The organism is Actinacidiphila sp. bgisy144 (assembly GCF_057708105.1).
The window spans coordinates 107,785-131,881 of sequence record NZ_JBYIRM010000005.1; the positions used below are offsets into that span (position 1 = coordinate 107,785).

Annotated in this window: 17 protein-coding genes and 3 tRNA genes; 12 read left to right on the forward strand and 8 right to left on the reverse strand. The window is 74.0% G+C overall.

Annotated features, from left to right (window positions below; all coding sequences use genetic code 11):
- Positions 1-8: 8 nt before the first annotated feature.
- A complete protein-coding gene (locus AC3EVP_RS07780) occupies positions 9-575 on the reverse strand; it encodes an ATP-binding protein (protein WP_435127525.1) in 567 nt (188 codons plus the stop codon).
- 445 nt (positions 576-1,020) lie between these two features.
- Positions 1,021-1,923, reverse strand: coding sequence for a glycerophosphodiester phosphodiesterase (locus AC3EVP_RS07785; protein WP_435127527.1), 903 nt, complete (start codon positions 1,921-1,923; stop codon positions 1,021-1,023).
- 235 nt (positions 1,924-2,158) lie between these two features.
- On the opposite strand from AC3EVP_RS07785, the gene AC3EVP_RS07790 reads away from it, so the two are divergent.
- Positions 2,159-4,009, forward strand: a complete 1,851-nt coding sequence (locus AC3EVP_RS07790; RefSeq protein WP_435127529.1) for a S1C family serine protease — start codon at positions 2,159-2,161, stop codon at positions 4,007-4,009.
- Between the two features lie 84 nt (positions 4,010-4,093).
- Positions 4,094-4,180, forward strand: a tRNA-Ser gene (locus AC3EVP_RS07795).
- Between the two features lie 88 nt (positions 4,181-4,268).
- Here the strand turns inward: AC3EVP_RS07795 and AC3EVP_RS07800 are convergent.
- Positions 4,269-4,694 carry an EthD domain-containing protein gene (locus AC3EVP_RS07800; protein WP_435127531.1) on the reverse strand — a complete coding sequence of 142 codons (426 nt, stop codon included), beginning with the start codon at positions 4,692-4,694 and terminating at the stop codon, positions 4,269-4,271.
- A 71-nt stretch (positions 4,695-4,765) separates the two neighbouring features.
- Between AC3EVP_RS07800 and AC3EVP_RS07805 the strand changes: the two genes are divergently transcribed.
- The 6 genes from AC3EVP_RS07805 to AC3EVP_RS07830 all read left to right on the forward strand — a co-directional run bounded on the left by AC3EVP_RS07805 (position 4,766) and on the right by AC3EVP_RS07830 (position 10,952).
- A complete protein-coding gene (locus AC3EVP_RS07805; protein WP_435127533.1) occupies positions 4,766-5,155 on the forward strand; it encodes a MerR family transcriptional regulator in 390 nt (129 codons plus the stop codon).
- A 579-nt stretch (positions 5,156-5,734) separates the two neighbouring features.
- The gene (locus AC3EVP_RS07810) at positions 5,735-7,798 is read left to right on the forward strand and encodes a phosphocholine-specific phospholipase C (RefSeq protein WP_435127535.1); all 2,064 of its coding nucleotides are present in this window, start codon (positions 5,735-5,737) and stop codon (positions 7,796-7,798) included.
- 212 nt (positions 7,799-8,010) lie between these two features.
- Complete coding sequence (locus AC3EVP_RS07815; protein ID WP_488179793.1) at positions 8,011-8,310, forward strand: SCO0607 family lipoprotein; 300 nt, start codon at positions 8,011-8,013, stop codon at positions 8,308-8,310.
- A 48-nt stretch (positions 8,311-8,358) separates the two neighbouring features.
- A complete protein-coding gene (locus AC3EVP_RS07820; protein WP_435127538.1) occupies positions 8,359-8,973 on the forward strand; it encodes an SMI1/KNR4 family protein in 615 nt (204 codons plus the stop codon).
- A gap of 331 nt (positions 8,974-9,304) precedes the next feature.
- Entirely contained in the window at positions 9,305-9,607 is a 303-nt protein-coding gene (locus AC3EVP_RS07825) for a hypothetical protein (RefSeq protein WP_335971571.1), read from the forward strand.
- 502 nt (positions 9,608-10,109) lie between these two features.
- Positions 10,110-10,952 (forward strand): glycoside hydrolase domain-containing protein, encoded by an 843-nt coding sequence (locus AC3EVP_RS07830; RefSeq protein WP_335971570.1) that lies wholly within the window; start codon positions 10,110-10,112, stop codon positions 10,950-10,952.
- A 100-nt stretch (positions 10,953-11,052) separates the two neighbouring features.
- On the opposite strand, the gene AC3EVP_RS07835 is transcribed toward AC3EVP_RS07830, so the two are convergent.
- Positions 11,053-11,634, reverse strand: coding sequence for a SigE family RNA polymerase sigma factor (locus AC3EVP_RS07835; protein ID WP_435127541.1), 582 nt, complete (start codon positions 11,632-11,634; stop codon positions 11,053-11,055).
- 242 nt (positions 11,635-11,876) lie between these two features.
- Between AC3EVP_RS07835 and AC3EVP_RS07840 the strand changes: the two genes are divergently transcribed.
- Positions 11,877-13,523 (forward strand): long-chain fatty acid--CoA ligase, encoded by a 1,647-nt coding sequence (locus AC3EVP_RS07840; RefSeq protein WP_435127543.1) that lies wholly within the window; start codon positions 11,877-11,879, stop codon positions 13,521-13,523.
- Between the two features lie 74 nt (positions 13,524-13,597).
- Here the strand turns inward: AC3EVP_RS07840 and AC3EVP_RS07845 are convergent, their stop codons facing one another.
- Together AC3EVP_RS07845 and AC3EVP_RS07850 are read right to left on the reverse strand one after the other, a co-directional pair.
- Positions 13,598-17,587: a hybrid sensor histidine kinase/response regulator gene (locus AC3EVP_RS07845; protein ID WP_435127545.1), complete on the reverse strand. Its 3,990-nt coding sequence runs from the start codon at positions 17,585-17,587 to the stop codon at positions 13,598-13,600.
- A 326-nt stretch (positions 17,588-17,913) separates the two neighbouring features.
- The gene (locus AC3EVP_RS07850) at positions 17,914-18,573 is read right to left on the reverse strand and encodes an SSI family serine proteinase inhibitor (RefSeq protein ID WP_435127547.1); all 660 of its coding nucleotides are present in this window, start codon (positions 18,571-18,573) and stop codon (positions 17,914-17,916) included.
- Positions 18,574-18,767: 194 nt separating this feature from the next.
- Between AC3EVP_RS07850 and AC3EVP_RS07855 the strand changes: the two genes are divergently transcribed.
- Both AC3EVP_RS07855 and AC3EVP_RS07860 read left to right on the forward strand, forming a co-directional pair.
- Positions 18,768-18,861: transfer RNA gene (locus tag AC3EVP_RS07855), tRNA-Ser, on the forward strand.
- 189 nt (positions 18,862-19,050) lie between these two features.
- Positions 19,051-19,123: transfer RNA gene (locus tag AC3EVP_RS07860), tRNA-Arg, on the forward strand.
- A 158-nt stretch (positions 19,124-19,281) separates the two neighbouring features.
- On the opposite strand, the gene AC3EVP_RS07865 is transcribed toward AC3EVP_RS07860, so the two are convergent.
- Complete coding sequence (locus AC3EVP_RS07865) at positions 19,282-21,582, reverse strand: eCIS core domain-containing protein (RefSeq protein WP_435127549.1); 2,301 nt, start codon at positions 21,580-21,582, stop codon at positions 19,282-19,284.
- 270 nt (positions 21,583-21,852) lie between these two features.
- Here AC3EVP_RS07865 and AC3EVP_RS07870 point away from each other — a divergent pair, with 270 nt between their 5' ends.
- Positions 21,853-22,773, forward strand: coding sequence for an NADP-dependent oxidoreductase (locus tag AC3EVP_RS07870; RefSeq protein WP_435127551.1), 921 nt, complete (start codon positions 21,853-21,855; stop codon positions 22,771-22,773).
- A 73-nt stretch (positions 22,774-22,846) separates the two neighbouring features.
- On the opposite strand, the gene AC3EVP_RS07875 is transcribed toward AC3EVP_RS07870, so the two are convergent.
- Positions 22,847-24,073, reverse strand: coding sequence for an alpha-L-fucosidase (locus tag AC3EVP_RS07875; RefSeq protein ID WP_435127553.1), 1,227 nt, complete (start codon positions 24,071-24,073; stop codon positions 22,847-22,849).
- Positions 24,074-24,097 lie beyond the last annotated feature (24 nt).

Here is a 24,097-nt window from a genome sequence, read left to right on the forward strand (position 1 = left end):
CGAGCGTCCTAGCCCAGGTCGTCCAGGGACTCGGCGAGGTCGAGCGGGAGGCCGAGGGGGACCCCGAGGGGCAGGCCGATGCCGGTGCCCATGGGAGTGTCCCGGCGGGCGTGCCGGCCGCGCACCGGAAGCTGCGCCCAGACCGTCACCTCGCCCGGTGCGTCGCGCACGCCCCAGCGCAGGGCGAGGCTGCCGACGATGCCGAGACCCCGGCCGCCGTGGGCGGTCAGCGAGGGGCTCGACGGGCGCGGCCGGGTCGGGCCGCCGCCGTCGGTGACCTCCAGGACGAGCATTCCGCCGTCGTCCACCGACCAGGCCGCGAGTATGCGGCCCTGCGGCCGCGGGTCGCGCTCCGGTCGCTGCGGGCGGCCCGGATGGCGGGCGGGCGTCTGCACGCCCGCCCGGTCCTCCGGTGTCCGCATGGTGTCGCCCGTACCGCTACCTGTGCCGCTGCCCGCGCGGCTCGCGCCGAGCCCGTCGAGCACGTCGTCACCCAGCGGGCGGGCGTGCCGACAGGAGTTGCTGATGAGTTCCGAGAGGATCAGGACCGCGTCGTCCACGACCGGTTCGGGCACTCCGCGTGCGTACAGGTCCGTACGCAGCCTGCGCCTCGCCTCCGCGACACCCGCCGGGCCATGGGGCAGGGCCACGGCCGTGGACGTCGGCACCTCTTGCGCCACCATCAACGACACCCCCGAGACCTCCTTGTTTCACCCCACGCCACAGGGTGGATGCCCCTTGGCACTCGAGCGGAAACAGGCCAAGCGCGATCTTTTACGGCACACTGACGGCTGATATGGGACACGCCCTGGGTACGGCACGATCCGGCGCATGGCGTAACGATTCGGCCCGTGAGGCGCGCGCCTCGCGTGCGACGGCGGCGGAGCCCGTCGGCAACGCGGCGGAGGCGGAAGGCGGAGGGCGGTGACGACGGTGGCGATGGCTGCGGCGGTGACAGCGGTGACGGTGGCAGCGGCGAGGGCGCGGAAGGCGGCGCCGCCGTACGCGGCCGCCTCCCGTTCAGCGGCCGAGCTGGGACAGCACCCGGCGCGGGCGGTTGGTGATGATCGCGTCGACGCCCAGCCGCGCGCACAGCTCGACGTCCTCAGGGCTGTCCACGGTCCACACGTGCACCTGGTGCCCGGCACGGTGCAGCCGCGCCACGTACCCCGGGTTGGCGCGGACGATCCGCATGCTCGGGCCGGCCGTGCCCACGCCCGCCGGCAGCCGTCCGTCGCGGTGCCGCGGGGAGACGTACTGCATCAGGTAGACCGTCGGCAGTGCGGGCGAGGCGAGGTGGACGCGGCGCAGGGAGCGGGCGGAGAAGCTCATCACCCGCACCTGGGAGGGCGTCCCGGCCGCCGGGCGGTCCAGGCCGAACCGGCCGAGCAGTTCCAGCAGCCGTTCCTCCACCTGTCCGGCCCAGCGGGTCGGGTGCTTCGTCTCGATGGCCAGCTCGACCCTGCGGTCGGTGTCGGCGACGAGTTCCAGCAGCCGCCGGAGGGTCAGCACCCGGCTGCGCTCGCCCGGGTCGTTCGGGTCATCCGTGTTGTGCGGGGCGTGCGGGTTTTCCGGGCCGTCGCCGCCGAACCGGTCCTGGGTGAAGCGCTCCGGCGCCTCGGGGTCGGCGTTCTGGCCCTTCCAGGAGCCGAAGTCGAGTGCCGCGAGGTCCGCCAGCTCCATGGACGACACCGCGCCGCTGCCGTTGGACGTGCGGTTCACCCGCCAGTCGTGCACGCACACCAGCTCGCCGTCCGCGGTCAGCCGGACGTCGCACTCGAGCGCGTCCGCACCGTCCTCGATAGCCTTCCGGTACGCGGCGAGCGTATGTTCTGGTACGTCCTCGGAGGCGCCCCGGTGGGCGACGACCTGGACCGGCCGTCCCTCCGGGTACGGCTCCGGGGCCACGCGCGCAAACGTCACCCGGCCATGGTGCCACCGTGCGCCCGGCGGCCAGGAGCTGTGCCACGGCCGCCTGCGCCGCAGGGGGTGCGGAGGGCCGGGTGCGCGGCGGGTCCCGTACGGCCGACCGGCGGCATGCGTGCGCGTGCACAGGTACCTCTTACGGCGGTCCGACACGTCATAGGAAATGCTGGGTGCACGACGTGATCGGTCCCCATGTCTTTTGTCGTTCGTCATGACCCTGAGGAGAAACGCTGTGAGCACCGAGAACGAAGCCGGGTCGTCCGTACCGGCTGCGGAGTCGGCGGGCACGTCCGACGGTGCCCCGGCTGCGCACGTTCCGCCGGCCCCCGCCGCGCCGCCCGCCGCTCCGGCCCCCGCCGACCAGGTGCCGCCGCAGGCGCCGGACGCGGGTGCCGAGGGGCCCGCCGCGGCTCCGGCGCCCTCTCCTGCCGCCGCTGCGCCGGCCCATCCGGGCGAGCAGCGCACCGACGCCGTGCCGCCGCAGGCGCCACCGCCGGTCGGTCCGCCGTCGCCGTACGGCCCGCCGCCGAGCGCGCTGGCCGGGCAGGGGGCTCCGTCACCGTACGAGGCGGCGAAGGCGCCGTCGTACGAGGCGCCTCAGCCGGTGCCGCCGGCTCAGCCCGTCCAGCCGGCCCACCCGGTCCAGCCCGCGCCGCCCGCGCCGCCGCAGTACGCGCAGCCGGCGGCTCCGGCGGCCGCTCCGACGCCTGCGTACGGTGCTCCCGCGGCGGCGTACGGCACGGCGCAGGGCGGCGAACCCGGTCAGCCCGGTCAGCCCGGCCAGCAGGGGGGTCCGCAGGGGCCTGAGCACCAGGGTTCCCAGGAGGGCTCGGCCGCGCACGACCCGTACGCGGTGCCGTCCACACCCTCGTACGCCACGCCGCAGCCCGGTTCCGGCACCCCCGGCTCGCCCGGCGGTCCGGTGTGGGGCACCCCGATGCCCCCCGGCTCGCCGTCCGGCGAGGGGCGCGGCAAGCGGCGCATCGGCGGGATGGTCGCCGCGGTGCTGGTCGCCGCCCTGGTGGCCGGCGGCGTCGGCGGCGGGATCGGCTACTACGCCGCCAAGAACAACGACGACTCCGGCTCCACCACGATCAGCGCCGCCAGCAGCAGCAAGGCGCTCAACCGCGCCCCCACCTCGGTGGCCGGCATCGCCAGCAAGACGCTGCCCAGCGTGGTGACCATCAAGGCGCAGAACAGCCAGGAATCCGACACCGGCACCGGCTTCGTCTTCGACAAGCAGGGCCACATCCTCACCAACAACCACGTGGTCGCCCCGGCCGCCGACAGCGGCAAGCTCACGGTCACCTTCTCCAACGGCAAGACGTACGACGCCTCGATCGTCGGCCGCGCCCAGGGATACGACGTGGCCGTCATCAAGCTGAAGAACCCCGGCAGCGTCAAGCTCACCCCGCTGCCGCTCGGCAACTCCGACAACGCCGCGGTCGGCGACGCCACCATCGCGGTCGGCGCGCCCTACGGCCTGGCCGGCACCGTCACCACCGGTATCGTCTCCGCCGTCCACCGCCCGGTCGCCTCCAGCGACGGCGAGGGCAGCAGCGCCTCCTACATGAGCGCCATCCAGACCGACGCCTCCATCAACCCCGGCAACTCCGGCGGCCCCCTGCTCAACGCCGACGGCGCCGTGATCGGCATCAACTCCGCGATCCAGCCCGGCGGCAGCTCGACGGCCGGCAGCCAGGGCGGCAGCGTCGGCCTCGGCTTCGCCATCCCGATCAACCAGGCGAAGCGCGTCGCCACCCAGCTGATCAAGACCGGCCAGCCGGTCTACCCGGTCATCGGGGTCACCCTCAACACCCAGTACGACGGCGACGGCGCCCAGATCTCCACGGACTCCAGCTCCGCGATCACCGCCAACGGGCCCGGTGCGAAGGCGGGACTCAAGCCCGGCGACGTGATCACCAAGTTCGACGGCACGCTCATCGACAGCGGCGAGACGCTGATCGGTGAGATCTGGCAGCACGAGCCGGGCGACCAGGTCACCCTCACGTACACCCGTGACGGTTCCTCGCACACCACCACCCTGACGCTCGGCCAGCGCACCGGCGACAGCAACAGCTGACGGCCCTCCCTCCCCCCGCCCGCCCCTTCCCGCCCCGCCCGGACAACCCGATACGCTGTCCCCGGGTGCCCCACCGGCACCCGGGGAGGCTTGCCCGAGCGGCCGAAGGGAACGGTCTTGAAAACCGTCGTGGCAGCGATGTCACCGTGGGTTCAAATCCCACAGCCTCCGCAGCGCTAACGCTTCAGCAGGTTCGATGGGGTGCCCCGGATGCCGGGGTGCCCCATCGGGCTTTTGGTGGCGGCGGGTTGGGTGGGGGTTAGAGTATCGATTTTTCTTCGGTGACCATTGCTGTGACCGAGGCCATGTCGATGAACGTGCTCTCGTCCGGGTTCACCAGTTCCTTGTAATTCGCGGACGCGAAGAATGCGTTGTGGTCGGCCCAGTTGTCGAACCAGATTTCGGTGATGCCGTCGTAGGCGGGGTGCGGGTAGCCTTCGGCGGGTACGGGGTGGGAGACGGTGTACTTCTTGACGTACTGGTGTGCCTCGGGGATCGAGATGAACAGCGGGGCGTGGCGGTTTCGGTGGTGGTCGACGAATTCCTCGAAGGTCATCCCGTCGATACGGTTGATCATGAAGACGAACTTGATCACGGACTTCTTCTCTTCCTGCTCGGGGAGGCGGGAAACGGGAGGCGGGAGGTCGGCGGCCTCATGCCCTGGGGCGAGGCGCCGGCCGGTCATGGGGTTAACCTAGACGCTCACATTGATGTCAAGGGCAAGTCGCTGTGACCCAATGCACACGAGGTGTTGAGATGCGGATCGGTGAACTGTCCGCCCGGACCGGGGCAAGCCGTCGATCGCTGCGCTACTACGAAGAGCAGGGCTTGCTGGTCAGCGCGAGGTCGCCCAGTGGCCAGCGGTACTACGACGACGAACATGTCCAACGGGTGGCGCTGATTCAGGTGTTCCTGGCCGCAGGAATGTCCAGCAGAACCATCGCCGGGATGGTTCCCTGCATGACGGAGCCCAACGTGAAAAGGGCCAGGAATGCCCTGACCGCAATGAATCAGGAGCGGACTCGCCTTTCCGCCACGATTGACGGCCTCGTCGCCGCCAGGGAAGCGCTTGACCGCCTGATCGACGTCAACCGGGATTATCTGGTGGACGCCGTGCGCACCGTGGACGGCCAGGTCCCGGAATAGGCGCGCGGGCCGGGGCGATTCCTTCGGCGCCCCGCGTACGTGCCCGCTCATGCGGATACGCGCCACGCGCGGGACAATGGTGAGGGTGGAACGACGGTACGGGCTCGCTCGGAGCCGGGTCGGGAGGTTTCGCCATGGGATCTGCGGATGCGCACGGGGCTGTGCGGGTCGGAAACGGCGTCGGAAGCGGCGTCGGGGGTCGCGCCGGGGGCCGCGGGGGGTCCGGTGGGGGAAAGCTGAAGTGGCCGGCGGGGTGGGCGGCCACGTGGGCCGTACTCTCGGGGCTGCTCGCGTGGGGCGCCGCCGAGACCGACACGGGTGACACACAGAACGTGATCGCCGTGATGTCGTTCGTCTGCTTCGTCTTCTTCTGCATGGCGCTGGTGCACGTGGTGCGGGCCGTCAGGCGGCGGTGACAGCCGTCAGGCGGCATTGACACCGGGCTGGGGCCGTCCCCATCATTGCCGCGGCATGCCTGCGCGGGCATGTCGCGAAGACCTCCTCAGCGTGCACGTTCGCGCAAGTTCGGCGTGCTCGCCGCCTGGGGCCGACCCCACCGGACCGTCAGGAGAAGAGTTCGTGCCCGACATCGACCGCCGCAGGTTCCTCCAACTCGCCGGCGGTACCGCCGCCGCGTCCGTGCTCACCGGTGGCATCGCGAAGGCCGCCGCGTTACCGGCGGTGGCCGGCAGCGGCACCTTGCAGGACGTCGAGCACGTCGTCGTGCTGATGCAGGAGAACCGTTCGTTCGACCACTACTTCGGCACGTTGCGAGGGGTGCGGGGCTTCGGCGACCCGCGCCCCGCGGTGCTGCCGAGCGGGAAGACGGTCTTCCACCAGGCGGACGGCGCCGGGCGCGAGACGCTGCCGTTCCGGCCCACCGCGGACAACCTGGGCCTGAAGTTCATCCAGGACCTCGACCACAGCTGGTCCGGCACCCACACGGCGTGGAACGGCGGCAACTACGACGCCTGGGTGCCCGCGAAGAGCACCACGACGATGGCGTACCTGACGCGGAACGACATCCCCTTCCACTACGCGCTCGCGGACGCGTTCACCATCTGCGACGCCTACCACTGCTCGATGCTCAGCTCGACCGACCCCAACCGCTACTACATGTACACCGGTTACGCGGGGAACGACGGCAAGGGCGGCGGCCCCGTGCTCGGCAACGAGGAGGCGGGCTACGGCTGGACCACCTTCCCCGAGATCCTGGAGAAGGCCGGCGTCACGTGGAAGGTCTACCAGGACATCGGCACCGGCCTTGACGCGGCGGGCAGTTGGGGCTGGACCAGCGACGCGTTCATCGGCAACTACGGCGACAACTCGCTGCTCTACTTCGACCAGTACCGCTCCGCCCAGCCCGGCGACCCGCTGTACGACAAGGCCCGCACCGGCACCGACGCCGCCCACGGCGACGGCTTCTTCGACCAGCTCAAGTCCGACGTGCTGAACGGGAAGCTGCCGCAGGTCTCCTGGATCGCCTCGCCCGAGGCGTTCTGCGAGCACCCCAACTGGCCCGCGAACTACGGTGCTTGGTACGTCTCCCAGGTGCTGGACGCGCTCACCGCCGACCCGGACGTGTGGAGCCGTACCGCCGTCTTCCTCACCTACGACGAGAACGACGGCTTCTTCGACCACGTGGTGCCGCCGTTCCCGCCCGCCTCCGCCGCGCGCGGGCTGTCCACCGCCGACGTCACGCAGGACCTGTACACCGGCGGTGTCTCCGGATACGCGGCCGGGCCGTACGGGCTCGGCCCCCGGGTGCCGATGATCGTCATCTCACCCTGGAGCACCGGTGGTTGGGTCTGCTCGCAGACCTTCGACCACACCTCGATCGTGCAGTTCGTCGAGAAGCGGTTCGGCGTGCACAACCCGAACGTCTCACCGTGGCGGCGCGCGGTCTGCGGCGACCTCACCGCCGCCTTCGACTTCACCCGCAGCGACGCCTCGGCGCCCACACTGCCGGGCACCGGCGGATACGCCCCGCCGAACCACGACAACCCCGGCGACTACGTGCCGACTCCGCCGTCCGCCGGCGCCCTGCCCCCGCAGGAGTCCGGGCTGCGCAACGCCCGCGCGCTGCCGTACGACCTGGCCGTCGGGACCAGGCCGGTCGACGGGCGGATGCAGTTCACCTTCGCCAACTCCGGTGCCGCGGGCGCCGCCTTCCTCGTCACCTCGGCGGTGCGCTCGGACGGGCCCTGGCCGTACACGGTCGAGGCGGGCAGGACGCTCACCGACACCTGGGCGATGCCCGCCGCCTCCTCGCGGTACGACTTCTCCGTGTACGGGCCGAACGGCTTCCTGCGCCGGATGGCCGGTACGGCGGGCTCGGTCGGGCCCGAGGTGGCCGCGCGCAACGACGCCTCGGCCGGCCAGGTGACCCTGGTGTTCACCAACCCCGGGAGTTCGGCGGTCACCTTCACCGCCACCGACGCGTACGCCCCCGGCGACCACTACACCTACACCGTGGCGGCGGGCGGCTCGCGCACCGTTCCGGGCTGGGGAGTCGCCGCCGCGAACCACTGGTACGACGTCACGGTCACCTCCGACGCCGACCCCGCCTACGTACGCCGCTTCGCCGGACATGTGGAGACCGGCGCCGCAAGCACCAACGACCCGGCTACCCGAACGAGTTGACGTTCTGTCAGGATCGCCCACGGCGGGTCGCCCGGCCACGCACCGCCCGGCCGGTCGGCCCGCCATGGCACACCCGTGTCCTCGCACCCGCGTCCTCGCACCCAGGTACTCACCGGATGAGCTCAGGGCGGGTTGAGTAGGAGGCCCGATGAGGGGTGGCGGGCGTTCGGTGAGGGTGGAGGGGACCGGACAACGCCAGCGGCGGGGAGTGGATGGCAATGAGGAAGCAGGCCGGACGGGCGGCGGCGTACGGGCTGGTGCTCGCGGGCGCGGTGATGGCGACGGCGACGGCGTGCGGGGTGGACCTGCGGGACCACGAGTGCCAGAGCGACGAATACGTGGTCGCCGCGGTGGGGCCGGGCGGCGGGGCGCAGTGCGTCGCGAAGGGGGAGGAGCCGCCGCCGGGGACGGTGCGGTATCCGAAGGGGCAGGAGCCGAAGCGGGTGGGCGACAAGTGGGACGTCTACTGGCAGGACCACGGGCTGGACGCGAACGGCAAGCTGATCAAGTAGGGCATCCGGGGCGGTCGCGCTGTCATAGGCGGGTGCTAGGGATGGGGTATGGACGCGGAGAGGGTATCGGCGGGTGAGCTGGACGCGCTGCGTGCGGCGTTCGGGGTGGACTGCGGGAACGGGAGCGGGAGCGGGGCCGACGGGGACGGGGCCGGCGGGAACGGGGACGCGGGCGGCGGCAGCAGTGCGCTCGGCTGGGCGGGCGTGCGGCGGTTCGAGGCGGAGCACGGGGTGCTGCTGCCGGAGCCGTACCGGACGTTCGTGGCCGAGGTGGCCGACGGCTCGGCGCTGGGGCCGCCGGAGTACGGGCTGGCGCCGCTCGGCGCCGACGCGGGGCAGAACGGCGGGCGCAAGCGGGAGCTGGCGCGGCCGTTCCCGCTGACCGAGGGGTGGGTGTGGGAGGACGACCCGAGACCGGCGGCGCAGATCGAGCCGCTGCTCGACCGGGTCTTCGGCGACGGCTCCGTCGTGCTGGGCACGGACGGCTGCGGCATGTACTGGCACCTGGTGTTGTCGGGGCCGCACCGGGGGCAGGTCTGGCTGATCACGGGCGAGGGCGCGGTGCCGTTCGGCGCGGAGTTCGGGCACACCGGAGGGGCCGCCGGGTTCGCGGGGTGGGTGCGGCACTGGGCGGCGGACCGGCCGTGGTTCGACGAGGACTGACCAGGGCCGGCGGGGGCCGGCGAGATCCGATCGGGCCTGACGAGGACCGGCGAGGGCTGATGAGGGCTGATGAAAGCCGATGAGGGCCCCGGGCGGGCCCTGACCCGGGCCGCGGTCAGAGCCGGGCGCATGCCTCAAGTGCCGTAAAAAAGGGCGGAAGGCGGGTTTATCGACAGATCGTCACGCGTGCGAGGGAAACGGTTCATGGTGGCGCATCGGGGGCGCGCGGGTGGGCACATCTGCTCATGGCGACGCCGAGCAACCCCGGCGGAGCGGTCGGCCGGCCGCTCTTCCGCACCTCAGAAAGTCTGTCCCCCTGGGAGGGAACACCATGGCAAGCATCCGTACCGTCCGTGTCCTGGCCGCCGTTGCGGCACTGCCCCTCGCGGGTGTGCTGTTCGCCGGCGTCGCCGCGGCCGACGACGGTTCCATTGCGGGTGGCCACTCGAACGCGACGGTGGTGAGCAACTCCGGTGGCAACGTGCTCGGGAACCTCGGCAACGTGACCACGACCCAGCAGGCCGCCACCGGGGCCGGTGCGTCGAACCAGAACAACACCGCCAGCGTGGCCGGTTCGGCCTTCACCTCCATCCACCAGAACACGGTGGCCGTCCACTTCTCTCCGCTGTGGTGAGCCGCGGGCCGGACGCCGCGGGCGCGCCGGCCCGCTGAGAAGGGCCTGGTCACACGGGATGCGCGGCGGTCCGCGAGAGCTGCCGCGCATCCCGGGCTCTGGGGAGGGCCCGGGGAGGGCCCGGGGAGGGAACTGTGCGGAAGGCGGAGCGGCACCGTGCGGGACGGGCGTCGGGCGGTCAGAGGGGGATCGCCCGCTGAACGGCCCGCCGGAGCGCCCCGGGAGTGCCCGGCCCGGCAGAGGAGGGGAGGGTCCGGCACGTGAGGGGGTGGACCGGGAGGAGCCGATCGCGACACCCGGCGGCTTGTCCACAGCCTGTGGACGGATGGCGCGCCGAGGCCGTACGCCCGGTCGCCACCCGCCCCCGGAAGGACTCGGGAAAGGACTCGGGAAAGGACTCGGGAAGGACCCGCCGCCACCCCGCGCGAACACCGTACGCGGCTTTCGGCCGTGCACGGCGTGTCTGCGCGGCCCGGCGGCGGGAGCATCGTTGACTCACTGAATGACCGAAACCAGTGGGTTTATCCGTTATTTCCTCGCCGGTGCGCTCGCGCTGACCGGGCTGCTGCTTCCGGCCGTACCCGCGGACGCGGCCTCCCCCGGCCTGGCCCCGTCCCACGCCGGCCGCACCTTCAGCGGGCAGGCGTTCGACACCTGCCAGGCTCCGGACCTGGCCACCATGAACGCGTGGATCGCCCACTCCGACTACCGCGCCGCGGGCATCTACTTCGGCGGCCGGGCCCGCGCCTGCACGTCGCAGACGCATCTGACCCCGGACTGGGTGCGGCAGACCACGAAGGCGGGGTGGAGCCTGCTGCCGATCTACGTCGGTTCGCAGAGCCCGTGCGTGGCGGGCTCCAACAAGAACCCGTTCCGAATCGACAGCGCCCAGCCCGCCACCCAGGGCGCGAGCGAGGCCGAGGACGCGGTGCGGCAGGCCGGCGTGTTCGGGCTGGACCCGGGCAGCGCGCTCTACCTCGACATGGAGGCGTACGACATCGGGAACACGTCGTGCGCGGCGGCGACCCTGGCGTACATCCGGGCCTGGGACCGGGGAGTGGCGGCGGCCGGTTACGTCACCGGCTTCTACAGCAGCGCCGACTCGGGCATCACGCACATGGAGAGGTCGCGGCTGGCGGGGGTGGCCGACCTGCCGCAGGTGCTCTGGTACGCCCGCTGGGGCGTGAGCCCTACGCTGACCGCCGAGCCGTCGCTCGCGCCGTCCGCCTGGACCCCGCACGCGCGTATCCACCAGTACCACGGCGCCGTCACCGAGTCGCACGGCGGGAAGACGCTCAGCATCGACCGCGACCTGGTGGACGCCCCGGTCGCCGTGGTCGGCTGAGCCCGGACGGGCCGGGAAGAGGGGCCGGTCAGGGTAGGGAAGAGCCCCGGACGAGCCGGGAGGACCCGCGGGAGACGGCAGGACGCCCGCGCGGAACCCGTCAGGCGACGCTCAGCTCCAGCTCGGGGTCGTCGCGGAGCTTGCCGAGGGCGCGGGAGACCGCGCTCTTCACGGTGCCGACGGACACCCCGAGCGCCTCCGCGGTCTGCACCTCGCTCATGTCCTCGTAGTAGCGCAGCACCACCATGGCGCGCTGCCGCGGCGGGAGCCGGGCTATCGCCCGCAGCAGCGCGTCGCGCTGGACCTGCTGCTCGACGAGGTCGGGCCCGGCGGCGGCCGGCTCCGGCAGCTCGTCGGTGCTGAACTCGTCCACCCGGCGCTTGCGCCACTGCGAGGTGCGGGTGTTGACCAGGGTGCGGCGCACGTAGCCGTCGAGCGCGCGGTGGTCGTCGATCCGGTCCCAGGCGAGGTAGGTCTTGGTCAGGGCCGTCTGCAGCAAGTCCTCCGCGTCGGCCGGGTTCGGGGTCAGGGAGCGGGCGGTGCGCAGCAGCGTGGGGCCCTTGCTGCGGACGTAGGCCGTGAACTGCGACGTGCTGGCGCTGGCCGGGCCGGCGCTCGCCGGGCGGGTGCTGGCCGTACTGGCGCCGGCCGGGCGGGCGCTGGTGCAGACTGGCGTGGTCATGGCTCCAAGGTAGGAGCCGCGACCCGGGCGGCGGATCGGCCGGAGGTGCCGACACGGGATCACCCTCAGGTCGTAGGAGGGGGGTTCTCCCCACCCCCCGCGGGTGGAGCCGGGGGCGGCCGTCCCGCAGGGGATCGGCGCGGCGGAGTAGGGGGCGCCCGGTCCGGCCGGGGGTAGTGACATACCCCGCGGTATGGAAGCAGAATCGCGGGCAAACCCCTCGGAGCCGCCCGGAGGCCCGCGTGCTGAGCACCATGCAGGACGTTCCGCTGACCGTCACCCGCATCCTCGTGCACGGCACGCGGGTGCACGGCCGGTCCACGATCACCACCTGGACCGGGGACGAGCCCCGGCGCCGGACCTTCCGGGAGACCGGCACCCGCGCGGTGCAGCTCGCGTGCGCGCTGCGCGACGAGTTCGGTGTGGAGCGCGGTGACCGGGTCGCGACCCTCATGTGGAACAACGGCGAGCACATGGAGGCGTACCTCGCGATCCCCGCGATGGGCGCGGTGCTGCACACCCTCAACCTGCGGCTGCCCGCCGACCAGCTGACCTGGATCGTCAACCACGCCGCCGACCGGGTCGTCCTCGTGGACGGCACCCTGCTGCCGCTGCTCGCCCCGCTGCTGCCGCGGATGGAGTCCGTCGAGCACCTGGTCGTCGTCGGGGACGGTGACCTGTCGCTCCTGGCGGGCGCCCGGCCCGCCGTGCACGCGTACGAGCAGCTGATCGCCGACCGCCCGACCGGCTACGACTGGCCGGAGCTGGACGAGCGGGAGGCCGCGGCCATGTGCTACACCTCCGGGACCACCGGCGACCCCAAGGGCGTGGTGTTCTCGCACCGCTCGGTCTACCTGCACTCCCTCCAGGTCGTCTCCGCCGAGTCGATGGGCCTGACCAACCGGGACACGTCACTGCCGGTCGTGCCCATGTTCCACGTGAACGCGTGGGGCGTCCCGCACGCCGCCTTCATGGCCGGGATCAACCTGCTGATGCCGGACCGCTTCCTCCAGCCGGCCCCGCTCGCCGAGATGATCGAGCGCGAGCGGCCCACGCACGCGGCCGCCGTGCCGACGATCTGGCAGGGTCTGCTCGGCGAGCTGACCGAACGGCCCCGCGACGTCAGCTCGCTCAGGCAGGTCACCATCGGCGGCTCGGCCTGCCCGCCGGCGCTGATGAAGGCGTTCGACGAGCAGCTGGGGGTGCGCCTGGTGCACGCGTGGGGCATGACCGAGACCTCCCCGCTCGGCACCATCGCCCACCCGCCGGCCGGTGCGACCGGTGAGGAGGAGTGGGGGTACCGCGTCACGCAGGGCCGCTTCCCCGCCTCCGTCGAGGCCCGGCTGATCGGCCCGGACGGCTCGCAGATGCCCTGGGACGGCCGGTCCGCCGGCGAGCTGGAGGTGCGCGGGCCGTGGATCGCCGCCGCGTACTACGGGGGCGCGGGCGCCGAACCGCTGCGGCCGGAGGACAAGTTCAGCCCGGACGGCTGGCTGCGCACCGGCGACGTCGGGGTGATCTCCGAGGACGGCTACCTCACCCTCACCGACCGCGCGAAGGACGTCATCAAGTCCGGCGGTGAGTGGATCTCCTCGGTCGACCTGGAGAACCACCTCATGGCGCACCCGGACGTCGCCGAGGCGGCCGTGGTCGCGGTACCCGACGAGCGCTGGGGCGAACGCCCGCTCGCCACCGTCGTCCTGCGCGAGGGCGCCACCGCCGGCTACCCCGAGCTGCGCGCCTTCCTCGCCGAACGGGTCGCCCACTGGCAGGTGCCCGAACGGTGGGCGGTCGTGCCGGCGGTGCCGAAGACCAGCGTCGGCAAGTTCGACAAGAAGGTCATCCGCAAGTCCTACGCGGAAGGCGAGCTGGACGTCACCCGCCTCTGACCGGAAGCTTCTGACCGGAAGCTTCTGACCCGAGCCCCTGGCCCGCGGTTCCGCCGGGGCCGCGGGGCCCGCGGTCAGGTGCCGATCTTGCCGAGCAGGTCCACGATGCGGGACTGGACGTCGGCGCTGGTGGAGCGCTCGGCGAGGAAGAGGACGGTCTCGCCGGAGGCCAGCCGGGGCAGCTCCTCCGGGTCGATGTCCGCGGAGGTATAGACGACCAGCGGGGTGCTGTCGAGCCGGGCGTGGCCGCGGAGCCAGTCCACGATGCCCTGGCGGCGGCGCCGGATCAGCATCAGGTCCATCACCACCAGGTTGGGGTGGATCTGGGCGGCCTTGGTCATCGCGTCGGCCTCCGAGTCCGCGTGCGTGACCTGCATGCCGCGCCGCTCCAGGGTCGCCGCGAACGCCATCGCGATCGGCTCGTGCCCCTCCACCAGCAGGACCCGCGGCGGGTGCTGCTCGCTGTCGCGCGGCGCGAGCGCCTTCAGTAGCACCGCCGGGTCGGCGCCGTACGCGGCCTCGCGGGTCGCCTGGCCCAGCCCCGCGGTGACCAGGACCGGCACCTCGGCGGCCGCCGCGGCCTGCCGCAGCGCCTGGAGCGCGGTCCGGGTGATCGGCCCGGTCAGCGGGTCCACGAACAGGGCCGCGGGCGGCTCGGCGACCTGCGCGTCCACCTCCTCGCGGGACCGTACGATCACCGGGCGGTAGCCGCGGTCGGTAAGCGCCTGCCGGGTCGAGACGTCGGGCTCGGGCCACACCAGCAGGCGGCGCGGCTCGTCCAGCGGCTCGTCGTGGCGGTCGTCGGCCTCGCCCGCGGCCACGTCGGTGACGTCCACCGCGCCGTTCGGCCCGTCCAGCGGCTCCGGGCCCTCGGCCGCGCCCGCCGCGGGCGCCCCGATCGCGTACGACCGGCCCGGCTGCTGCTCCTCCAGCGGCGGTACGGGCCGCAGCAGCGCGGTGTCCCCGCCGGCCAGGCCGCGGCCGCGGGGGTCGCCGGGCCGGCGGACCGGGAGCTGGCCGCTGTCGGGGTCGGCCTGCGGGTGCTGGCGGGCCTGGTGCTCGCCGCCCGGGCCGGACTGCTGCTCCGGGCCGGGCGGCTGCGGCGCCTGCGGGTTCTGCGGGTTGGCGGGCTGCGGCGGGGCGAGCCGGCGGCGGCGCCCGGAGCCGCCCGCGGCGACCTGCGCGGGCAGCCCCTGCGGGTGCTGTGCCTGGACGGCCTGGGTGGGCGTCTGCTCGTTCGGGTCGCCGCCGGTGCCGAAGGGCACGCCCTGGCCGAGGGTGCGGACGCTTATGGCCCGGCCGTGGGTCTGGTGGGACGGGTCCTGCTGTCCTCCGTTGCGGGGGGCGGGCACGTCGTCGTGGGAGCCGCGCGGGTCCTGGAGGGCGCGCGGGGTGCCTTGGCCGCCGGCCTGCGGCCAGGAGGTGGGCGCGGGCGGGTTCGCCGGGCGGGCGGGGTCGGGCCAGGTGCCGGCCGGGGGCTGCTGCGCGGGTCCGCCCGGCTCCGGGGCGGCCGCGGCGCGCGGGTCGGCGCCGGGTGCGCCGGGGGCCGGCTGCGGCCAGCTCTGCGCGGGCGGGTCGGGCTGGTAGGGCATGCCGGGGACGGGGGGCTGCGGGGCGGGCCGCGCGGGCGGCGGCGCCTGCGGGGGCTGGGGCGCCTGGGGTGCCGGCGGCACCGCTTCGAGGGCGCGGCGGCCCCTGCGGCCGGTGCCGGGGGCGGGCTGACCGCCTTGCGGGTGCGGGGAGTTCGCCGGGTCCTGCGGGGCGCCCGAGTGCCGGGCGCCGTCGCTGCCGGTGGCGCCGCTGCTGTCGGTGCCGGCGGCGGGCAGGGCGTTGGGGATGCGCGGGGCCGGGAGGCTGCGCAGCTCGCCGCCGTCGGCCGGGGGCTGCTCCTCCTCCACGGCGGGGCGGCCGCGGCGGGCCCGGCGGCCGGTCGGCCGGGTGCCGTCCTCGGCGGTGCCGTTGCCGGGGGTGCCCGGTCCGCCCGGGCCCTGCGGCTGGGGCTGGGGCTGGGGCTGGGGCTGCGAAGCGTGCGGGACTTGCGGGGCTTGGGGGAGCTGGGGCACCCCGGACCCCCCCTGCGGGCCGGACTGCGGACCGGACGGGGCCGGCGGCAGCGCGTGCGGCCCGCCCTGCGCCTGCGGGTGCTCCGGGCGGCCGATCGGCCGCCGCAGCGCCCGGCGGCGCCCGGTCGGCGCCTCGACCTGGCCGGACGGCTGCGCCGCGCCCTGCTCCACGCCGTGCTCCACGCCCTGCCCCGCGGCCTGTCCCCGGCCCGCGTCCTGGCTTCCGCCCGGCGGCAGCGCCCACGGCGCCACCACGGTGCCCGTGTCCTCGCCCGGCCGCTGCTGCTCCGCCGCGCCGCCGGGCGCCGCGTGCGAACGGCGCGCGGCGCGCCCGCCGTTGGAGGGACCGGACGGACCGGACGGCGTACCCGGGGCCGTACCGCGCGCAGCGGCTGCCTGCGCGTCGCCGTTCCCGCCGGAGTGCGCACCGGCGCCCTTGCCGCGGCTGGCCGCCGTACCGCCCTTCGTACCGTCGCCGGGCGCCGGGCCGTCCGCGCCCTCGGCCGCCTCCCGTGCCTCCCGGGCGGCCCGCGCCGCCTCCGGGTCGAGCCCGAGCGGCACCTCGAGGACGTACGCGCTGCCCTGGCCGGGCACCTCGTGCGTCTGGAGGACCCCGCCGTGGCGCTCCACGATGCCGCGGGCCAGCGGCAGGTGCACCGGGTCGCCGCCCGCGCTCGGCCCGCGTACGTCGATGCGTACGACGTCGCCGCGCTGCGCGACCGCGACCACGATGGTGGAGTCCCCGGCGTACGCCACGGTGTTGCCCGCGGAGTCCACGCCCGCCACGTCGGCGACGAGGTGGGCCAGCGCCTGGGCCATCCGCGCGGCGTCCACCGACACCTCGATCGGCGCCGCGTGCACCGCGAACTGGGCCCGGCCCGGCCCGATCAGCTCGACCGCGCCGTCGACCGCCGCGGTCACCACCTCGTCCATGCCGACGGCCGCGCGGTGCAGCTTGTCCTCGCCGCGGTCCAGCCGCTGGAAGTCCAGGACGTTGTCGATCAGGGTGGTGATCCGGGCGTAGCCGGCGGAGAGGTGGTGCAGCGTCTGGTTGGCCTCCGGCCACAACTGCCCGGCCGGGTCGGCGGCGAGGCCGGTCAGCTCGGCGCGCAGCTCGGCGAGCGGTGCGCGCAGCGAGGTGTCGAGCAGCGCCCGCAGCTGCCGGGTGCGGGCGGCCAGCGCGTCGTACGGGGTGCGGTCGGTGAACGTCATGACGGCGCCCACGAGTTGGTCGCCGTCGCGGACCGGCGCGGTGGTCAGGTCCACCGGCACCGCGCGGCCGTCCTTGCGCCACAGCACCTGGCCGCGGACCCGGTGCTTGCGGCCGGAGCGGAGCGTGTCGGCGAGCGGGGTCTCCTCGTAGGGCAGCGGCGAGCCGTCGGCGCGGGAGTGGTGCACCAGCGGGTGCAGCTCCTTGCCGCCGAGGTCGGTCGCCCGGTGGCCGAGGATCTGCGCGGCCGACGGGTTGACCAGCACCACCTTGCCCTCGGTGTCCACGCCGACCACGCCCTCGGCCGCGGCCCGCAGGATCATCTCGGTCTGCCGCTGCTGGCGGGCGAGTTCGGCCTCGGTGTCCACGGTGCCGGACAGGTCGCGGACCACCAGCATCAGCAACTCGTCGCCGGTGTAGTGCGGCATGCCGTTGCCGAAGTCGGCGTACGGGGTGCGGCTGTCGTCCAGGTTGGCGCTCGTCACCTGGGCCGGGAACGGGGAGCCGTCGGTGCGGTGCGCCTGCATCCGGGTCGGCTTCGTCCGGGTGTCGTCGGCGGCCGCCTCCTGCGGGCTGCGCATGGACCCGGGGATGCGCTTCGGGTCGAACGACGGGAGCAGGTCCAGCAGTCCGCGGCCGACCAGGGCGGTGCCGGGCGCCTCGAAGGTCTCCAGCGCTATCGCGTTGGCGTTGACCACGGTGCCGTTGGCGTTGACCAGCAGGAGCGCGTCCGGAAGTGCGTCCAGGATCGATGCGAGGCGAGCAGCGCCTCTGGATGGCCTGCTGCTCACGAGACGCGTCCTCCCTGTTACCGCATGTGCTGTTACGCGTGGCGCAGTACCCGGCGTGGCGCGCAGGGTCGGGCGCGGCGCCCGGACGAACTCACCTGAGCCGTACGGGGCCGTCGGCTGACGTCACGGGTGGCCCATCTTGCCGCCGCCCACCGGGCCATGTCACTAGACCGAGTGTACGGGTCGGGGTTGCTCCTGTGGGGTGGGACGGTCATGTGCCGTTACGGGGTGGGGGGTTGGCGGGGGCGCGGTGAAGGTGTGGTGTGCGTCACGAAAACGGGGGTGCCGGGGCGCGGATGGCGCGAGCGGGTCCGGCCCCGCGCCGCTCAGCCGCGTACGGGGGCGGCGCCGTGGCGTGCCGCGTCGGCCACCGGGTTGGGCAGCGCGGGGACCATGCGGTTCCAGCGGCCGACCTCGCAGCCGTTGGTCCTGCGGTAGGCCTCCCGGACCGGGCGGCCCTGCCAGATGCCGGTCACGCGGGCGGTCTGGGGGCCGCCGTAGATCATCGAGCACATCTCGCCGGCGCGGACCGCGGTGACGGGGCCGCCGATGTCGGCGAGGTGGGAGCAGGCGCCGCCGGTTCCGCTGCCGTCGGTGGCCGTGCCGTCGTCGCCGCCGGTTCCGCTGCCGTCGGTGGCCGTGCCGTCGTCGCCGCCGGTTCCGCTGTCCTGGGCGGCGCCCGGCGTCTGCGCGGCCTCGTCGCAGCGCAGCCGGTACGTGCGGCGGTGGCCCGCGCCGTCGTCGTACGCCACGGTCAGCCGGGTCGGCTCCGGGGTGGTGCGGATGACCGGGGACGAGTGGTGCGGGCCGTCCGGCGCGGGCGTTGCCGGGTCGGCGCCGTACGCGGCGCCCGCGAGGACCGTGGCGAGGGCGGCGGTCGCGGTCAGCGCGGTGGCGGCCGAGCGGGCGAGGCGGGTGGCGCGGGCGGCTCGGGTGGGGGTCCGGCGGGTGGTGTGGGCCAGGGGGGCGGGCGGTGAAGAGTGCATGCCCGCGTTCCTACCGCCGGGCCGCCCTTCCCCCCGGTCAACCACTCCTTCGTGGGCGCGTCCGGGGCCCGCCGACCCGGCCAACCCCTTTGCCCTGCCCTTCCGCGTCCTTGTACCGTAGTCTCGGATTGGTCGCAGCCCTCCCGGCTGTGCCATCATTTCCCCACGCGCCCGCTCACGCGGGAACGTGATCAGGAGGCGTCGCCTAGTCCGGTCTATGGCGCCGCACTGCTAATGCGGTTTGGGTCTTACCGCCCATCGAGGGTTCAAATCCCTCCGCCTCCGCCACCTCGCAGGAGCCCCGCCGTCCCCACGGCCGGGGCTCCTTCTTTTTCCCCGGGCCCCGGGCCCCCGCTGCCGGCCCCGGCCCCGTTTCCGCAGCTCAGCGACCCTCCCCCTTATCGATTTCACCTCCCGCGCCCCCTCATGTAATGTTGTTCCCGCAACGCCGACCGGCCGCAAAAACCGGGAAGCCCCGCACTCGTAGCTCAACGGATAGAGCATCTGACTACGGATCAGAAGGTTGCAGGTTCGAATCCTGCCGAGTGCACAGCAGGTCGAAGGCCCCGTGGAGAGATCCACGGGGCCTTCGGCGTTGGTGGCGGGCAGCGGGTGGCGGCGCGGGGCAACGCCGCGCGGCCGCAGGGGTGTTCGCCGGGCGCGGGGGGCGCCGGGGGCGGTGGGGCTGCGGCCGCGGGGCGGGCGGGGTCAGTACCAGGCCTTCTTGTCCTTGGGGCGGGGGCGCTCCTTGCCGTCGATGCCGGTGTGGCGGCCCCGGGAGCGGATCTCCACGGTGTTGCTCCGCCTGGGCCCGGACTTCATCGCCACGGCCAGCTTCTTCATGTGGGCGAGCTGCTCCTCCTCGGCCCAGGCGCCGGCCGGTTCGGGGGAGGAGCCGTCCCAGTAGGCGTGCGGGGCCCAGTTGTCGCGCTTGCCCTCGACCTCCTCCACGGCGCCGCCCAGGCCCTGGCGGGTGACCGCGCCGCGGTGGGGCTCGGCCTCGCGGCGGGACTTGTCCTTCAGGGGCGGCGCGGTCCGCATGGTCGCCGTCACCAGCGCCTGGGCGGCGTGCCGCCAGGAGTAGCCCTTGAGCAGCTCGTACAGCTCCTCGGCCTCGGCCCGCGCGCCCGGCAGGTTGCTCCGCAGGCCCTCGATGGCCGCCGCCCACGCCTGCGCCCGCGCGTCGGCGCCGCCCGCGACCTCCTTGCCGCCGGCGGAGTCGACCTCGAAGGGGGCGTCGACCACGCCCGTGAAGGAACCGCTGGTCACCTGCGACAGGAACTGGGCCGCGCCGCTCTCCCCGTTGACCAGGACCGGCAGGGCGCGGCCGGCGCCCTCGGTGGCGACCAGCCCGAAGCCCTCGTGCAGCGACGGCATGATCACCGCGTGGGTGGTCTCCCGGTCGTGCTCCAGGTCCGCCGGGTTCTTGCTGAAGGGGAGCATGGTGACCCCGCCCTCGCCGTGGGCGTCGACGATCGCCTTCCACTTGGCGTACTTCTCCGGGTCCTCGTGCGGGTCCGGAGTGCCGCGGATCGTCATGTGGACGTCGAGCCCGCGGCCGCCCTGGTTCTGCGGGCGGCGCAGGATGCCGATCGCCTGGACGGCCGCCTCGACGCCCTTGATCTCGTCCGAGGCCCGCCCGGGCAGCAGCACCTTGAGGGTCCGCGGCAGGTGCACCTGGCCGTCGGCCTGCTGGGCCACGGGCGAGGCGACCGGCGTGCCGACCTCGGTGCCCGGCACGAAGTCGTGCAGCGCGGGGACCCGCAGCACGCCCTCCGAGAGCCGTTCGGCCTCCTTGGCGAGCAGCGTGCCCACGCCGGCCACGAGGTCGGCCTGCTGCATGGCCTTGCGCTCCTTGATGGCCTTCTCGGCGCCCTTCTTCGGCTCCTTCTTGATCTTGTCCAGCCGTACGGGGCTGGTGTGCAGGAAGTGCACCACGCGTGCGCCCGGGTACCAGGAGTCGCGGATCTTCTGGGCGGCGGGACCGGAGAAGCGGGAGTGGCCGATGACGATGTCGAAGGCCTTCGCGGACGTCGGCAGCCCGTACTGGTCGGGCGAGCCGCCGGCGACCTTGTCGAGGCGGTCGCGGCCCTCCTTCACCCCCGGGACCGAGGCGTTGACGATGCGGACGCCGTCGTGCTGGCTGGTCGCCTTCGCGTGGTCGTAGTCCTCGCGGGCGTTGACGGTGAGCATGGTGACGTCGTTGTCGTGGTGCAGGCCCTTGACCAGCTCCATGTTGAAGACGGGCACGCCGCCGAGGCCGAGCCCGCTCTCGTCGCAGACCACCAGCACCCGGTGGCGCGGCTGCTCCGCGTCCTCCGCCGGGCCCTCGCCCGGCGACGCCACGCGCTGCACGGTGGCCGGCAGCGCCGCGCTGCGCTGCACCGGAGCGCCGTGCGCGTCGCCGTGGGCGTGCGCCTCGCCGGGCCCGTGGTCGTGGCCGTCACCCGCGTGGTGCTGCACGGGGGCCGCGGTGTCGGCCAGCCGCTCGTTGGCGCTCGCCGCCCGCTCGAAGGGGTCGCCGGGGTCCGACACCCGCACGCCGTCGCCGCGGTCGGTGCCCGCGACCGGGCCCCTGCGCTGCTGGGAGACGTGGGTCAGCTCGTGGAACAGGGTGCGGTCGTCGATGCTGCCGGAGCCGGCGACGATGTTGTTGCCCACGGTGTAGGCGTGCGCGCCGACGTTCACCGCGGAGCGCTGCGCCACCGTATCTGTGTGCAGCCGCACGTCGGAGAAGTCCTCCTTGAACACGGACTCGGCCTTCGCGCGCCTGACCGGGTCCAGCGGTGCGCCGCCCCGGGAGGTCACGTCCTTGATCTGCGTGCCGGCGTCCGGCTGCTCGGTCTCCTCCTGGAGGCGGCCGGTGTCCCGCAGCGCCTGCACCACGGCCGCGTTGCCCGCGCTGCGCTGGAGCGCGGCCAGGCCCGGCCGCGGTGCGGAGGCCGACGGCCGGGACGGTGGCGCGGACCTCGCCGCATGGTGTTCGTCCCGGGCCTTGCGCATGGCCATCGCCGTCCTCGGTGTCGGTGGAGCTCTCCACCGACACACGTTAGGTTCGCGCGCGGCTCGCCACCACGGCAAAGAGGGCAGCCTTGGGGGCAGTTGCAGGGGCGACAGGGGCAACGCTCCTCCGCCGAACTGTCGGTGAACTCTGGCCGACGGCAGAGCCGGGGGCACCGCGGCGCCGCCGGACGGAAGGGATCGGCCCCGCCCGTCGTTGGAGACGTGTGCGCGGCGGGAGTTCGCCGGTGCGCACCCGGGCGGAAGGGCGGTCACGTGATGCGGGCAGTGCGGTTCCACGAGTACGGCGGGATCGACGTACTGCGGGTGGAGGAGGTGCCGCGGCCGGAGCCCGGTGCGGCACAACTGCTCGTGGAGGTGCGGGCGGCCGGTATCCAGCCGGGCGAGGCCCATATCAGGCAGGGCGCGCTGCACGACCGGTGGCCGGCGGTGTTCCCGTCGGGGCAGGGCAGCGACCTGGCGGGTGTGGTGGTGGCGGCCGGGTCGAGCGCGCGGGGCTTCCGGGTGGGGGACGCGGTGCTGGGCTTCACCCATCGCCGGGCGAGCCACGCGCAGTTCGTCGTGGTGGACGACGTGAACGTGGTGGCCGTCCCCGACGGGCTGGGCTGGGAGGTGGCCGGGTCGCTGTACGTGGCCGGCACGACCGCGTACGCCACCGTGTTCGCGGTGGACCCCGGACCGGGGGACACCGTGGTGGTGTCCGGCGCGGCCGGCGGCGTCGGGTCGCTGGCCGTCCAGTTGGCGCGGCGGCGCGGAGCCGCGGTGATCGGTCTGGCGAGCGGACGGCACCACGCGTGGCTGCGGGCGCAGGGCGTGGTGCCGGTCCCGTACGGGGACGGGGTGGCCGAGCGGGTGCGGCAGGCCGCCGCCGGCGGCCGGGTCGACGCGTTCATCGACACGTACGGGAACGGATACGTGGCGCTCGCCGTGGAGTTGGGGGTGCGGCCGGAGCGGATCAACACCATCCGGGACTGGCGGGCCGCGACGGAGATCGGTGCGCGGACCTACGGCGAGGGCGCGGCCGCGTCCGCGGTCGTCCTCGGCGAACTCGCCCGGCTCGCCGCCCGCGGGGAACTGGAGGTGCCGATCGCCCGGACCTACCCGCTCGACCAGGTGCGGGAGGCGTTCCGGCAGCTGGAGGAGGGCCACACCCACGGCAAGATCGTCCTGCTTCCCTGAGCCGGATGCCGGATGCCGGATGCCGGGGCGCGGAAGCGCGGGAAGCGCCGGACGCGGGCCGGCGCGGCGGGGGCTACAGGGGCGGGATCTCCTCGTGGCCGGTGGCGAAGGCGGTGACCGAGGTGAGGGCGGCGGCCGGGCCGCCGGCCAGGCGGATGCGCAGCTCGTCGGTGCGGACCGCCGGGAAGGCGTGCACCCGCCGGACACCGACCGTCCGGCCCGAGGCGACGACCCGGTCCGCCGCGAGGATCTCGTGGTGCTCGATGTGCTGCCCGCCGGTCAGCTCCTCCCGCAGTTCGAGGTGGTCGGCGGTGACCGGTGCCGGAAAACGCGCGAGGACGGTGCCATCGGCGCGGGCGGTCAGCTCGGCGGGCAGCGGGGCGGCGAAGCGGCGGGCGAGATCGCCGGTGAACTCCAACAGCCGGGTGCGGTCCGCGTCGTCGAGGAGGCCGCGGCGGTCGGGCGGGACGTTGAGCAGCAGCCCGGCGCCGAGCCCCACGGAGCGGTACCAGATCGCCGCCAGGTGCTCGCGGCTCTTGAGGGTGGCCAGGTCGTCCGGCTGCCAGAACCAGTTGGCGCGCAGCGGAACGTCGCACTCGGGCGGCAGGTAGCGGGCGGCGCCCAGCTCCTCGGCGCGGTCGGCGTAGACGCTGATGCCGGTGCGGTCGGTGACGTAGCGGCAGGGGTCCTGGGCGAGTCCGTCCTCGTTGCCGGCCCAGCGGATGGTGGGGCGGCCCATGTTGAAGACCATGGCGTCCGGTTGGTGGGCGTCGACCACCTCCATCACGGAGTCCCAGTCGTAGGTACGGTGCTCCGACCCGGCGCCGTCGAACCACAACTCGGTCAACGGGCCGTAGCGCGTGCACAGTTCGGTGAGCTGGCGGGCGTAGAAGGCGTCGTAGGCGGCCGGGTCGCCGTAGCAGGGGGCGTTGCGGTCCCAGGGCGACAGGTACAGCCCGAGCCCGATGCCGGCTTCCCGGCACGCCGCGGCCAGTTCGCCGACGACGTCGCCGCGCCCGCCCCGCCAGGGTGAGGAGCGCACCGAGTAGGCGGTGGTGTCCGTCGGCCACAGGCAGAAGCCGTCGTGGTGCTTCGCGGTGAGGACGACGTACCGCGCCCCGGCGGCGACCGCGGTGTCCGCCCACTGCCGCGCGTCGAGCTGGGTGGGGGCGAAGGACCGCGGGTCGAGGGTGCCGTCGCTCCACTCGCAGCCGTTGAAGGTGTTGACGCCGAAGTGCAGAAAGAGGCCGAATCCCATCTGCTGCCAGGCGAGTTGGGCCCGGGTGGGGGTCGCCGTCATCGGGGTGCGCCTTTCAAGTGCGGA

Excerpts from the sequence above, each read along its gene's own strand:
- AC3EVP_RS07800 (WP_435127531.1), bottom strand. The coding sequence starts at position 4,694 with ATGACCGGCCGGCGCCTCGCCCCAGGGCATGAGGCCGCCGACCTCCCG.
- AC3EVP_RS07805 (WP_435127533.1), top strand. The coding sequence starts at position 4,766 with ATGCGGATCGGTGAACTGTCCGCCCGGACCGGGGCAAGCCGTCGATCG.
- AC3EVP_RS07815 (WP_488179793.1), top strand. The coding sequence starts at position 8,011 with ATGGCAATGAGGAAGCAGGCCGGACGGGCGGCGGCGTACGGGCTGGTG.
- AC3EVP_RS07820 (WP_435127538.1), top strand. The coding sequence starts at position 8,359 with ATGGACGCGGAGAGGGTATCGGCGGGTGAGCTGGACGCGCTGCGTGCG.
- AC3EVP_RS07825 (WP_335971571.1), top strand. The coding sequence starts at position 9,305 with ATGGCAAGCATCCGTACCGTCCGTGTCCTGGCCGCCGTTGCGGCACTG.
- AC3EVP_RS07830 (WP_335971570.1), top strand. The coding sequence starts at position 10,110 with ATGACCGAAACCAGTGGGTTTATCCGTTATTTCCTCGCCGGTGCGCTC.
- AC3EVP_RS07835 (WP_435127541.1), bottom strand. The coding sequence starts at position 11,634 with ATGACCACGCCAGTCTGCACCAGCGCCCGCCCGGCCGGCGCCAGTACG.
- AC3EVP_RS07850 (WP_435127547.1), bottom strand. The coding sequence starts at position 18,573 with ATGCACTCTTCACCGCCCGCCCCCCTGGCCCACACCACCCGCCGGACC.
- AC3EVP_RS07865 (WP_435127549.1), bottom strand. The coding sequence starts at position 21,582 with ATGGCCATGCGCAAGGCCCGGGACGAACACCATGCGGCGAGGTCCGCG.
- AC3EVP_RS07870 (WP_435127551.1), top strand. The coding sequence starts at position 21,853 with ATGCGGGCAGTGCGGTTCCACGAGTACGGCGGGATCGACGTACTGCGG.
- AC3EVP_RS07875 (WP_435127553.1), bottom strand. The coding sequence starts at position 24,073 with ATGACGGCGACCCCCACCCGGGCCCAACTCGCCTGGCAGCAGATGGGA.